At 68.3% G+C, this 11,610-nt stretch carries 12 protein-coding genes; 8 read left to right on the forward strand and 4 right to left on the reverse strand.

All coding sequences use genetic code 11. The annotated features are described in order from the left end of the window. Positions 1 to 6: 6 nt before the first annotated feature. Positions 7 to 450 carry a MarR family winged helix-turn-helix transcriptional regulator gene (locus tag HBH26_RS15945; protein WP_168135631.1) on the reverse strand — a complete coding sequence of 148 codons (444 nt, stop codon included), beginning with the start codon at positions 448 to 450 and terminating at the stop codon, positions 7 to 9. Between the two features lie 287 nt (positions 451 to 737). Here HBH26_RS15945 and HBH26_RS15950 point away from each other — a divergent pair, with 287 nt between their 5' ends. Beyond that, a complete protein-coding gene (locus HBH26_RS15950; RefSeq protein WP_168135632.1) occupies positions 738 to 2,996 on the forward strand; it encodes a TonB-dependent receptor in 2,259 nt (752 codons plus the stop codon). Positions 2,997 to 3,113: 117 nt separating this feature from the next. Then, entirely contained in the window at positions 3,114 to 3,521 is a 408-nt protein-coding gene (locus HBH26_RS15955; RefSeq protein ID WP_338057433.1) for an acyl-CoA thioesterase, read from the forward strand. A 471-nt stretch (positions 3,522 to 3,992) separates the two neighbouring features. Here the strand turns inward: HBH26_RS15955 and HBH26_RS15960 are convergent, their stop codons facing one another. Further along, positions 3,993 to 5,300, reverse strand: a complete 1,308-nt coding sequence (locus tag HBH26_RS15960) for a phosphatase PAP2 family protein (RefSeq protein WP_168135633.1) — start codon at positions 5,298 to 5,300, stop codon at positions 3,993 to 3,995. 306 nt (positions 5,301 to 5,606) lie between these two features. Here HBH26_RS15960 and HBH26_RS15965 point away from each other — a divergent pair, with 306 nt between their 5' ends. The 5 genes from HBH26_RS15965 to HBH26_RS15985 all read left to right on the forward strand — a co-directional run bounded on the left by HBH26_RS15965 (position 5,607) and on the right by HBH26_RS15985 (position 10,015). Continuing rightward, complete coding sequence (locus tag HBH26_RS15965) at positions 5,607 to 6,545, forward strand: aldo/keto reductase (RefSeq protein ID WP_168135634.1); 939 nt, start codon at positions 5,607 to 5,609, stop codon at positions 6,543 to 6,545. A 268-nt stretch (positions 6,546 to 6,813) separates the two neighbouring features. Then, entirely contained in the window at positions 6,814 to 7,134 is a 321-nt protein-coding gene (locus HBH26_RS15970) for a 2Fe-2S iron-sulfur cluster-binding protein (RefSeq protein ID WP_168135635.1), read from the forward strand. A 34-nt stretch (positions 7,135 to 7,168) separates the two neighbouring features. Further along, a complete protein-coding gene (locus tag HBH26_RS15975) occupies positions 7,169 to 8,440 on the forward strand; it encodes a cytochrome P450 (RefSeq protein ID WP_168135636.1) in 1,272 nt (423 codons plus the stop codon). Positions 8,441 to 8,511: 71 nt separating this feature from the next. Then, positions 8,512 to 9,444 carry an NAD(P)-dependent oxidoreductase gene (locus HBH26_RS15980; protein WP_168135637.1) on the forward strand — a complete coding sequence of 311 codons (933 nt, stop codon included), beginning with the start codon at positions 8,512 to 8,514 and terminating at the stop codon, positions 9,442 to 9,444. Between the two features lie 88 nt (positions 9,445 to 9,532). Next, a complete protein-coding gene (locus HBH26_RS15985) occupies positions 9,533 to 10,015 on the forward strand; it encodes an avidin/streptavidin family protein (protein ID WP_168135638.1) in 483 nt (160 codons plus the stop codon). A gap of 52 nt (positions 10,016 to 10,067) precedes the next feature. Here the strand turns inward: HBH26_RS15985 and HBH26_RS15990 are convergent, their stop codons facing one another. Then, entirely contained in the window at positions 10,068 to 10,481 is a 414-nt protein-coding gene (locus HBH26_RS15990) for a hypothetical protein (protein WP_168135639.1), read from the reverse strand. Then, positions 10,478 to 10,984 carry a hypothetical protein gene (locus HBH26_RS15995; protein WP_168135640.1) on the reverse strand — a complete coding sequence of 169 codons (507 nt, stop codon included), beginning with the start codon at positions 10,982 to 10,984 and terminating at the stop codon, positions 10,478 to 10,480. Before HBH26_RS15995 ends, HBH26_RS15990 begins: the two co-directional genes overlap by 4 nt. 357 nt (positions 10,985 to 11,341) lie before the next feature. On the opposite strand from HBH26_RS15995, the gene HBH26_RS16000 reads away from it, so the two are divergent. Next, entirely contained in the window at positions 11,342 to 11,503 is a 162-nt protein-coding gene (locus tag HBH26_RS16000; RefSeq protein ID WP_168135641.1) for a hypothetical protein, read from the forward strand. Positions 11,504 to 11,610 lie beyond the last annotated feature (107 nt).

The raw sequence follows: 11,610 nt of genomic DNA on the forward strand, positions 1-11,610 counted from the left end.
CGCCCGTCAGTCGTCCGGCGACCCCAGCCCGTCCAGCATGCGCCCGACGAGCGCGATGAGCGTTTCGATGTCCTCGTCGGGCCAGGCGCGGAAGTCCGCCTCCATCCAGCGGCGCCGCGCCACGGCGACCCTTGCCAGCAGTTCGCGCCCGGCGGCGCTCGGCTTGAGCAGCCTCGCTCGCCGGTCGCGCTCGTCAGGCACCCTCTCGACCAGCTCCAGCGCTTCTAGCTTCGCGACCTGGCGGCTCACGACCGAGTGGTCGCGCCCGACCAGGTTGGCGAGTTCGACCGTGTTCATCGGTTCGTGAAGGGCGAGCCGCGAGAGCAGCGGAAACAGCGCCCGATCGAGCTTGACGTCGCTCGCCGCGAGAAGGCGCGTGTCCACGTCCAGCCTGTTCACCACGTCCGACACCCCGATCAGCAGGGGGTGGAGCCTGTCCGTCCAATGCATGGTCGGTGCACTATGCACGCCGATCTTGCGGAGCAAGGCCGGTTGCGGTACATCCGTGCATAATGCACGTTACACCAGTCCGCATGGCAATCGCCGATCTTCGCGCCACCAGCGCCGAGGCACGGTTCCGCGTCGGATCGGGCGCCTAGTTCGCCGGCGGGCGAACCGAACTCCAGGAGGCACGGCACGGGCGGGTAGCGAACGGCGAAGCCGCGGAGGGCGGCAACCGATTTGGTCGGCAAATACCCCGATTGGCCAAGATAGGTCGAGGGGTGGGGAGAGAAGCGATGAAGGCTGCAGGAACGGCGGTACGCAACGGGCGCATTCTGGCGATGGGGACGGCGCTCGCGGGCGCTCTGACCTGCCAGGTGGCGATGGCCCAGACTCCGACGCAGGCTCCCGGCGCTCCTCCTGCGGAAGCGGAGATCATCGTCCAGGCGCTCAGGCAGAACGAGGGCCTGCTGGAGACGCCGGTCACCGTCAGCGTCGTCGCGCAGGACGACCTCACGACCTCCAACGTCACCAACGCGCGCGATCTCAACGGCATCGTGCCGGGCTTCACGCTGATGCAGGGCACCGCCGGAGGCTCTGCGTCGTTCCGCGGACTCGGCTCCAACCTGCCGGACCCTGCCGCCGAGGCGTCGGTCGGCGCGTTTCTCGACGGCGTGTACCTCGGCCACGCGCGGGACTTCACGACGCCGCTCTACGACGTCCAGCAGATCGAGTTCGTCGCCGGCACCCAGTCGACCCTGCTGGGGAAGAACACCAGCCTCGGCGCCGTGAGCATCACGAGCAGGCGGCCGGGCGACGTGCTCGCATTCGAGGGCTCGGCCACCTACGTCGGCGAGCTCGACGCCGTCATCGTGCGAGCGGGCGCCGACGTGCCGCTCGGCTCCGGTCTGGCCCTGAGGCTCGCCGGCTTCTTCAACGACGAGCAGGGATACACCCGCAACGTCCTCCTGGGCAGGGACGAGCAGCAGCTGCGCGACGCCTCAGGACGGGCCATCCTGGAAGGTGCTCTCGGGGAACGCGTCCGTCTCACCGCCATCTACCAGCACGACATCCGTCGGGGCGACGGCCAGTACCTCGAACTGCTCAACGATCCCGACGGCCTCGCGCGGAGCTTCTCGGAGACGGTCCTCGGCGTCGACGAGTTCGACGCGACGCCCGACGACCGCCACGTCAACGGAGGCGACCGACTCGATCCGGCCCTCGGCGAGGCCCGACTGCCCGTCGACGACCAGGACACCGACCGCGCGACAGCGATCCTGGAGTTCGACACGACCGGCGGGAGCACGCTCACGGCCCAGACCGGATACACGAGCTGGAGTTCGTCGCGACGCCTCGATCAGGACTACACGCCCCTGCTGGTGCTGGACCAGCTCGACGACGAGGACAACGAGGTGTTCTCGCAGGAACTCCGCTTCGCCTCGCCCGCCTCACTTCCGTTCAGCGTCGTGCTCGGCCTCTACTACTACCACAACGACTACAGCCTGCACCGGCGCATCGAGTCCGATCTGGGCGAGAACCTCGACGCATTCTCCAACATCGTGACCGACGCCTACTCCGCCTTCGCGGCTGGGCGCTACCGGCTCGGCGGCTTCTCCGTCCTGGCCGGCATCCGCCACAACCTCGAGGACAAGCGCGCCTCCTACGACATCTCGGGCACGCTCGCGTCACCCATCGCGCCGGTCACGCTCCCGGCCACCACGTCGAACGAGACCGACTACAACCTGGGGCTGGAATACCGGCCCGGACCGGAGCTCCTGCTGTACGCGACCTACGCCCGCGGCAGCAAGAACGGCGGGTTCCAGTCCGTTCCGGACGACCTCTCGCTGGCGCGTTACGGGACCGAGGTCACCCGCTCCCTCGAGGTCGGCGCCAAGTACGACCTGGGCCGCGACGGCTCCTTCGAGGTCGCCGCATTCGACACGCGCGTCGACGGCTTCCAAGCCGGCCGGCTGGTCACCCTCGAGGACTCGCCCCTGCCAGTGTCGCAGATCTCGAACGTCGACGCGCGGACGACCGGCATCGAGAGCACGCTCCGCTGGAGGCCGGTCGGCGGCCTCAGGGTCTCCGCCGCACTGGCGTACATCGACGCCCGGTTCACCGAGCCGCTCGTCAGCGAGGTCGAGCCCGGCGTCTTCGTGACCGAGATCACCGACGGAATGCGGCTCGTCCGCGCGCCCCGCTGGTCGGGGAGGTTCACGGCGGACTACTCCGCCTCGGTGGGAGCGGGACTCGAACTCTCGGCCAACGCCATCGTGCGCTACCAGAGCGAGGCGGACCTCCAGTTCCGCGCCAGCAACCCCGGTGCGCCGATCCAGCGCGAGCACGCGATCGCCGACCTCGAGATCCGACTGGGGGACGCGTCCGGCGCATGGTCGGTCGCGGCGATCGGCAACAATCTCACGAACATCCGGATCACGGAGTTCACCTCCGACTGGCTGCTGTCGGGACTGGTCGATCCGACGGGGACGCCCGCCTACTACGGTCGCCGCAACAGGCCACGCACCATCTCGATCCAGCTCGCAACCAGGTTCTGAGCGGCTGATCGCCGATCGCGACGGTCAGAAGGAGGCACGTGCGCAGTACGCGCCGTTCGGGCCTTCCATCGCCGCGTAAGCTGGCGAAATCGCAAGCTCTTTGCTACGGACGGTGCCGTGACCGAGCACTCCCCTCCGCACGACTTCTGCGTCGCAGTCGACCCGTCCGACATCGACTTCATGGGCCACGTCAACAACGCCAGCTACCTCAAGTGGGTGCAGGACGCGGTTCTGAGCCACTGGCGCAAGTTCGCGCCGGAAGAAGCGGTCACCGCGCACCTGTGGGTCGCGCTCAAGCACGAGATCACCTACCGCAAGCCGACCTTCCTGGACGACGAGGTGATCGCCACCGTGCTGCTGGAGAAGGTGCAGGGCGCTCGCGCCTTCTACGCCACCGTGATCCGCCGCGGCGAGGAGGTGCTGGCGGAGGTGAAGTCGAGCTGGTGCTGCATCGACGCGGCGACGCTCAGGCCGGCGCGGCTGGCGACCTCGGTCGTCGAGCGGTTCTTCAGGCCGGCAGCATAGGTCACGCGCTCGGCCGAATCCGGGTTGAGGCGGGAAGGGCGGCGACGGAGGAGGTCGAGCCAGCGCTCATCGAGGCGGGTGTGGACGGAGGCCTGCTCCGCGAGCTGTAGCGCCCGACGGCGCCAGACCGGCGATCCAGCAGGGGGTCGACCAAGCGCTACGTCGAGTGGTTCGTCGGGCCGAGGCGCAAGCCCATCCACAGTGCATGAATGCGAGAACGGCGCGGTTGTCGGCGCTTCCACGAGGCCGACTGGTCGTGCCGTCGCAGGTCGCCGATCAACGGCTCGATCGTGGACCATCGGAAGAGTGGTGCTCCAAGAGGGGAGCGTGAGGGGCGGATCATCCTGCTCCACCAGCGCTCGACCTTGCCCCTCAGTCCGCCACGGGAACGGCTCGTCCGACCGGTGCCATGCCGCGCAATCCATCCCGCAGCAACGACTCTGCCACCAGCCGCGGCGGTCCGCTCAAGCGTCAGATGCGCCCGCCCTGCAGATTGAGCCGCTGAGTTCCACGTGGCCTGACCACGCCGTCGATGCACTCGATGTCCGGGAAGGGGCCGTCCTCCCGCCAATCCCACAATCTCGGATCCTGCTCCCGTCGCCGGAGAATGTCGCGATAGAGCGTCTCGAGATCGTCGAAGTCGGGAACGGTAGCGTGGCGCGAGGGCCGAGGGTCGATCAGCGAGCGGTCGAGCTGCTCGATCAGGAGGTCCGCGACGGCCTGGCCCACCGCCTGCCCGAACTCGTGATCGCGCCGCCAGTGCACTCCGCCCCAGAAGCGCGACTCGCCGATGCTGTTCGCGAGTTTGTCGAGGGAACCGTGCACGTCCGCGATCAACCCGCCGGCCATGGCGGGGCGGCCCCAGCAGCGCGGAAGGAACACCTTCAGGATCTCGCTGGCCGCCTTCGAGTACGTGCTGTGGCCCGAGCCGTAGGCCGGATGCCGCGGCGTGCCCGGCTTCGTCGCGGGCCTCGCGCGCCGCGCCGCGGAGACGTCGCGGAGGATGTCGCCGTCTGCGTTGAAGCGTATCTCGGCGTCGTACAACACCGTGAAGTCGTATTCGGCATGACGTTCGAAGTACTCGGACGGGCGCTCCCGCCGACTGATCCGCACAGGCTGCTGCTCCTGGGCGGCGGGGAGGCGACGCCACTTCAATCGCCAGATCACCGACAGCGCGTTGAAGGTGGCGGCGTGCAGCGCGGTCTGCATCAGCGCCTGGCGCACCGGGGAGATCACCTCGCGCAACCTCACCGTCTCCGTCCTCCCCTGCGCAGGGTCGCCGACGGGAAGGTCGCCGGGGAGATCGAGCAGTGTCAGAATGACGTGCTGATGCCACACGGCGGTCTTCTCCGCCTCGAACATGGTCGCGAGCTCGCCGCCATCCCTGACGATCGGCAACCTGCCCGTCCGTACGCGGTTGTTCACCGTGGTGCCCGCGGGCGGCTTCACGATGAAGACCGGATGGGTGAGGAATTCGCCGAGTCTGTCGCGGCGGAAGGTGTCGTCGAACTCGACGCGCCGCCTGGCGTAGGCGAACTCGCCTGAAACCAATTCGTCGATCTCCGCCTGAGTCGGAGGACAGTCGAACTGCCAATTCGACCTGATCGCTGCGACTCCGCCCAGCTTCTCGATCACCTGATCCGCCGTGACCAGGCGAAAGGTGGGCTCCTCAGCCCAGAAGCTCGCCTCCGGCGACACCTGGAAGAACGGGTCCTGACTGGGAACGTTGTAGTCCTCGCAGTCTCCACCACCTCCCGTCGACTCCGCTTCCTCAGCCATGGACTTCCCCCCGCAAGTCTCGATCCCGCACGGGATCCTACAGCATCTGCCGCGATCGTCGCGAGAACAATCGGCCCGAACAGTCAAATTCCGCGCGCGTCTCGCCGCCATCGGACATCCGGACGTGAGGACTGCGGCGGAGATCCGCCGCATGTCGACGATCGCACCTGGCCAGTGGCGCGCGCGTTCCCACCGGCGCGAAAGCACCGCGCGGTCGGCGCCGCCTCTTTTCGAACACTGTTTCGCAGCCGACGATGACCACGCCAGGCTGGGAGCGACTTCCCGCGCCATTCGCTCGGAGGTGACATGGAACGTCGTCGGATCGGGAACTCGGATCTCGAGGTCAGCGTGGTCGGCCTCGGCTGCAACAACTTCGGCCAACGCATCGATGAAGCCCGAACGCGCGCCGTCGTCGACGCCGCCCTCGACGCGGGCATCAACTTCTTCGACACAGCCGACTCCTACGGAGGCGGCGCTTCGGAGGAGTTCCTCGGCCGAGCGCTCGGCGGACGGAGATCCGAAGCCGTGATCGCGACGAAGTTCGGAAAGACGGCGAGCCAGAGCGCGGCACCGAGAGGCGGCTCCCGCGCCTACGTGACGGCGGCGGTGGACGCGAGCCTCAGGCGCCTCGGCACCGACTACATCGATCTCCTGCAAATGCATTGCCCGGACGACGAGACCCCGATCGCCGAAACACTGGACGTGCTCGACGACCTCGTCAGACAGGGCAAGGTCCGGGCGATCGGCAATTCCAACTTCGACCCATTCCAGATCGCCGACGCCGACTGGATCGCACAGGGCAAGACCCGCTTCGTGAGCGCGCAGAACCTCTACTCACTCCTGGAGCAGGGGGCCTCCCGCACGGTCCTTCAAGCCTGTCGACGCTACGGTCTCGGCTTCCTCCCGTTCTTCCCGCTCGCCTCGGGCCTGCTGTCGGGCAAGTACGTCCGGGGGGAACCGCCCGCGCCCGGAACGCGGCTCGCCGCGCACCCGGAGGCCGCCAAGCGCGCTATGTCGGACGAGCGCTTCGACCGCATCGAGGCGCTGGGCGACTACGCCCGGGCGCATGGGCGCGGCCTGCTGGAACTCGCCTTCGCGTGGCTGCTCGGCCACCCGGTGATCCCGTCCGTGATCGCCGGCGCCACGTCGCCCGAACAGGTCCGCGCCAACGCGGCAGCCGCGGCCTGGCGAGTCGAGCCGACCGACATGGAGGAGGTGGGGCGTCTGGCCCGTGGCGCGGGATAGCGCCGCCGGGAGTGGCCGATCCGCTCGATCCGCCAGACCATCGACGCCGCAGACGACGCAATCGTCTCCGCCCGTCGTCAAGCTCCGCCGGCGCGCTCGCCACAGCGTTCTGGGACCGCTGCGAACGCGGCGGGAACCACCCGACAGCGCTCTCCCGCTCCACCACCCGATAGCGCTTGCGGAACGCCGTTCGAGGTCTTCGGATGACGGCACAGTGGCGGTGCGGGCGTCCGATCCCCGGCATCGCCTCGCCGACCGAGGAGTTCGAATGGGACACGTGACATACCTGGCGCACGACGGCCGAGCATACGAGGTCGAGTTGGAGGACGGTCTGTCCGTCATGGAAGGGGCGGTGCGCAACGGCATCCCCGGCATCGACGCCGATTGCGGCGGCATGTGCGCCTGCGCGACCTGCCACGTGCACGTCGCCGACGAATGGCGTGCAGCCGTCGGCAATCCCGGCGAGCAGGAAGACGAACTGCTCGAACTCGCGCCGGAACGGGACGACGCCTCGCGCCTCTCATGCCAGATCGTCATGTCGCCGCAGCTGGACGGTCTGGTCGTCCACATGCCCGAGAGCCAGCACTGACGCCCCCCGCGCGTCCTCGAGAAAGGAAGATGCCATGAGTGCCGCAGCCGCCATCATCGCCGACACCGCGTCCCCTGCCGTCGACAACGTGCCGCTCGCCGAGCTCGATCCCGCCCGCCCGGACCGGTTCCGTTCCGAGACGTGGCAGCCCGTCTTCGAGCGGCTCCGCCGCGAGGACCCCGTCCACCTCTCCGAGAACGGGGAGTTCGGCCGCTACTGGTCCATCACCAAGTACAACGACATCATGGCGATCGACACGGACCACAAGTCGTTCTCGTCCGAGCCCGGGATCACGCTCGTGCGCACCGCCGATCAGCAGCAGGGCAGCCCCTTCCAGGGCATGTCGATGTTCATCGCCATGGATCCTCCGAAGCACGACATCCAGCGCAAGATCGTCACGCCCGCCGTGTCGCCGATGAACCTGCAGCTGCTCGAGCCGATCATCCGCGAACGCGCGGCCAAGATCCTCGACGATCTTCCCGTCGGCGAGGAGATCGACTGGGTCGACAAGGTGTCGATGGAGCTCACCGCGATGACGCTGGCGACGCTCTTCGGCATGCCGCAGGAGGATCGCCGCAAGCTCACCTACTGGTCCGACGTCGTCACCGCCGTCCCCGGTCAGGGTCTGGTCGATACCCGGGAGCAGAAGCTGGAGATCTTCTCCGAATACCACGCGTACTTCACGCGCCTGTGGAACGAGCGCGTCAACGCGGAGCCGACCGGCGACCTCATCTCGATGCTCGCCCACGATCCCGCCACTCGCGACATGCCCCCGCTCGAGTACTTCGGCAACGTGATCCTGCTCACGGTCGGCGGGAACGACACCACGCGCAACACGATCACCGGCTCGGTCTACGCGCTGAACAGAAATCCGGACGAGTACCGGAAGCTCCGCGCGGACCCCGGACTCATTCCGTCGATGGTCTCGGAGACGATCCGCTGGCAGACCCCGCTCGCGCACATGAAGCGCCGCGCGACCCGCGACGTCGAGTTCCGGGGCAAGCAGATCCGCGAAGGCGACACGGTGGCGATGTGGTACGTCTCGGGCAACCGGGACGACGAGGTGATCGACCGACCGGACGAGTACATCGTCGACCGGGCGCGTCCCCGGCAGCACATCTCGTTCGGCTTCGGCATCCACCGCTGCGTGGGGAACAGGCTGGCCGAGCTCCAGCTCCGCGTCATCTGGGAGGAGATCATGAAGCGCTTCCCGGAGATCGTCGTCGTGGACGAACCGAAGCGGGTCTATTCGAGCTTCGTGAAGGGCTACGAGTCCATGAGGGTGGTCATCCCCCGTCGCAACTAGGGGCGCGTCCGAGTGGCGCCCGGCCGCGGCCGCGACCGGGCGTCGAACCCGCCTCAACGAGGACCGAAGACATGACCAAGCCGGGGCTCCTGCTTCTCGACCCGAGGATGGAACGGCTGCTTGACGGCGCGCTGGCGGACCGCTTCGACTTCGTCCGTCTCTGGGAGGCCGCCGACGCGGACGCCCTGCTGGCCGAGCGCGGCGAGGGGGTGGTCGCTGCGCTCGCGAACAGCTTCGATGCGAAACTGCTGGAGCGGCTGCCCAACCTGCGGCTGATCGCCGTCCCTGGAACGGGGTACGACAGGATCGCCGTCGGACCCGCCCGCCAGCGCGGCGTAACCGTCGCGAACGCGGGCGACGTGCACAGCCGCGACGTCGCCGACCACGCGGTCGCGATGCTCCTCGCATCCGTCCACCGCCTGCCGGAACTGCACGACTGGGTGCTGACCGGGAGCTGGTCCGGCAAGGGCTATCCACGGTTCAGGACGGCCATGTCGGGTCACCGGTTCGGCATCGTCGGCCTGGGGAACATCGGTGCCGCGATCGCCCACCGCCTCGATCCGTTCGGCGGCGAGATCGCCTGGTGGGGTCCGCGGGAGAAGGACGCGCCCTGGCCCCGACGGGACAGTCTCCACGACCTGGCCCGGTGGTGCTCGGTGCTCGTCGTCGCCGCGCGCGGCGACGCAGTCCGACAGATCGACGCCGACGTGATCGCCGCCGTCGGCGCCAAGGGCCTGATCGTCAACATCTCGCGTGGCGCGGTGATCGACGAGGAGGCGCTGATCTCCGCCCTGAAGGATGGACGGTTGGGGGCCGCCGCGCTGGACGTGTTCGAGGACGAGCCCACCCCGCCGGAGCGGTGGAAGGGGGTCCCGAGCGTCCTGCTCAGTCCGCACATCGCCGGCGCCTCCGTCCAGTCCGTCGGGAGATTGCGGGACGCCGCGATCCGAAACCTGTCGACCGCCCTCGACGGTGGTCCGGTGGTGAACGAGGTGACGGCCTGACGGTCGCGGACGAGGGCGGCTCCCGAGATCGCCGCAGCCGCGGGTCCAGGGGCCGAAGACGACGGTTCAAACGGCAGGAGAGCTGAGAATGAGCGAGGTCGCAGAGGCGGTGGCGCGGTGGCGGGGCACCTGGCGCAACGAGCTGGGGTCGCTCCTGCGGATCGCCGACGTGTCGGCCACGGCCATGCCCGGCGGCTCGGCGACCGAGCACCTCCTGGTGTCCGGCGCCTACCAGACGGCGAAGGGAAGTGTCCCGCTCTCAGAACGGTTCCCCGTCCGCGGGTTCATCACGGGCGACCAGATCGCCTTCTCCGTGAGCTTTCGTTTCGTGGATGCGGGCGAGGTCGACGACGGCCACCATACGCTCGCCGCCTGGGCGGGGCAGATCCTGCCGGTCACGGGCGAGAATCGACAGCAACTCCGATCCCTGTGGCATCTCGTGCCGGACCTCCGCGAGGGCGACGCCGAGGACGAATACGGCTGGGTGGTCGCCTGGAGCGGCGAGGACAGGTTCGACAAGCTGTCGGACGATCCGGACTTCGAGACGCCAGCGCCGCCGACCGCCGCCTGAAGGCGCCTTGGCGGACGGGTGGCTCCGGACTCCCCCGGCGTGCTCCACGCGCTCACGAAGCGGCGGGCGACTTGGCGAAGAACACTCCGAGCGCCGCCGCGGTCGCGCCCTGCAGGAGGCCGAGTATGAGCCCGAACGGCTTGAGCGTCTCCTCTGCCGACCCGAGCGTCAGGACCACCGAGACGAGCGCGGCGCTCACGACGAAGAGGTACAGCCCGCTCGCCAAGAGCGCCCGGACGTAGGCGGCGCGCGCGTGCGGATCATATCGCGCCTCCGGTTCCGCCCTCGTCGCGATCGCTACGCCGCCCACAAGCGACAGCGTGGGCACGACGTGCGGCGTCAGCCACGTCAACGTCGTCACGACCGAGCCGTCCCGATCCACCGCGCGCCAAGTCAGGAAGAGGCACAGAATGCCGCTCCAGGAGAGCCACAGCAACGCCAGGTTGGAACGGTAGCGGTGCATCATCGTTCAAGCGCGCCGAGCATGCCGGTCAGCCTGAGATGCTGACCGGCGCTGAGGCGCGCAGGGGTCACGAGCCTCGCGTGCTGGCTTCCGGACGCCTTCTCGAACTCGTAGACCAGCGCGCTCACGTCGTGTCCGGGCGTGAACGGACGCTTCCCGATCCAGGTCGGCAGACTCAGGAGGCCACCTTGCGTCCATTCCCTCGCTTCCTGCGGCGACAACGATCCGAGCGGCGCCAACCCATGGTCGGACACGACGATGACGATGAGGCGAAAGCGACCCGGCCGCGCCCTGAAGAGCGCGCTCAGCACACCGTACAGGGAAAGCTCCTCGATCGCCGACATCGGCTCGTCGAGGTCCACGAAGCGTTCCGGTTCCCCGAAGGGGCTCCCGTCCAGGCGAGCGCGCTCGACGCTGGTCACCAGCGCGAAGCCGCCGCACGTCTGGTAGACCCGCGGCTGCCTGTGCCCCGCGCTTGCGAACGCCGATCGCAGCCGCTCCTCCACGACGCCGAGCGTAGGCGCTGGCCGGGACCGCTCGAAGAGCGATCGCGGCAACGTGAGGCTGTCGGAGGGTGCCGGCGGCCGGCAAGGGAACCCTGGAGTGAGACTGGATGCGGCGTGTTGGGATGTGCCTGCCGCGCAGGCATGCAGCAGGAGCCCTGCGACGCTCACGAAGACGAGCGAAACACCGCGTCGTGCGCGCACGAGCAATCCCCCGAGTTCCCCGTCCGCACAATGCCACCGAGCCCCGAGCCGTCAAGTGGGCTCGACGCGTCGACATAGTTGCGGGAGGATCGACTACAGGTTGATCGGAAGGGCTAAGACTTAAAACGAGCCATCGCGAGTAGGAGAGGATTTCCGATGAACGACGTGAGCTACGACATCCAAGTGGAGCGCGAAAGGGACCTGGTCCTGATGAGCCTCGCCGGGTTCTTCGGGCCGTCCGACGTCGAAGGCTTCAGGGCGCTGCGGCGACTCGCCTTCGCACAGTTGCGTTGTCCACCTAGGGTCAGGACCCATTGATGTGAGCGTTGCGATCTGATTCAGGCTCCGCAAGGAGACCGGAATGAGCGACCTGTTTTGGCTGACCGACGAGCAGATGGAGCGGCTGCGGCCGTTCTTTCCCAAGA

The sequence above is a fragment of the Sphingomonas corticis genome (assembly GCF_012035195.1).
Lineage (GTDB): Bacteria > Pseudomonadota > Alphaproteobacteria > Sphingomonadales > Sphingomonadaceae > Sphingomonas > Sphingomonas corticis.

What these genes read in the sequence shown, in the direction of transcription:
- HBH26_RS15970 (WP_168135635.1), top strand. Translation starts at nt 6,814, where the DNA reads ATGGGACACGTGACATACCTGGCGCACGACGGCCGAGCATACGAGGTC.
- HBH26_RS15985 (WP_168135638.1), top strand. Translation starts at nt 9,533, where the DNA reads ATGAGCGAGGTCGCAGAGGCGGTGGCGCGGTGGCGGGGCACCTGGCGC.
- HBH26_RS15945 (WP_168135631.1), bottom strand. Translation starts at nt 450, where the DNA reads ATGCATTGGACGGACAGGCTCCACCCCCTGCTGATCGGGGTGTCGGAC.
- HBH26_RS15950 (WP_168135632.1), top strand. Translation starts at nt 738, where the DNA reads ATGAAGGCTGCAGGAACGGCGGTACGCAACGGGCGCATTCTGGCGATG.
- HBH26_RS15960 (WP_168135633.1), bottom strand. Translation starts at nt 5,300, where the DNA reads ATGGCTGAGGAAGCGGAGTCGACGGGAGGTGGTGGAGACTGCGAGGAC.
- HBH26_RS15965 (WP_168135634.1), top strand. Translation starts at nt 5,607, where the DNA reads ATGGAACGTCGTCGGATCGGGAACTCGGATCTCGAGGTCAGCGTGGTC.
- HBH26_RS15975 (WP_168135636.1), top strand. Translation starts at nt 7,169, where the DNA reads ATGAGTGCCGCAGCCGCCATCATCGCCGACACCGCGTCCCCTGCCGTC.
- HBH26_RS15980 (WP_168135637.1), top strand. Translation starts at nt 8,512, where the DNA reads ATGACCAAGCCGGGGCTCCTGCTTCTCGACCCGAGGATGGAACGGCTG.
- HBH26_RS16000 (WP_168135641.1), top strand. Translation starts at nt 11,342, where the DNA reads ATGAACGACGTGAGCTACGACATCCAAGTGGAGCGCGAAAGGGACCTG.
- HBH26_RS15990 (WP_168135639.1), bottom strand. Translation starts at nt 10,481, where the DNA reads ATGATGCACCGCTACCGTTCCAACCTGGCGTTGCTGTGGCTCTCCTGG.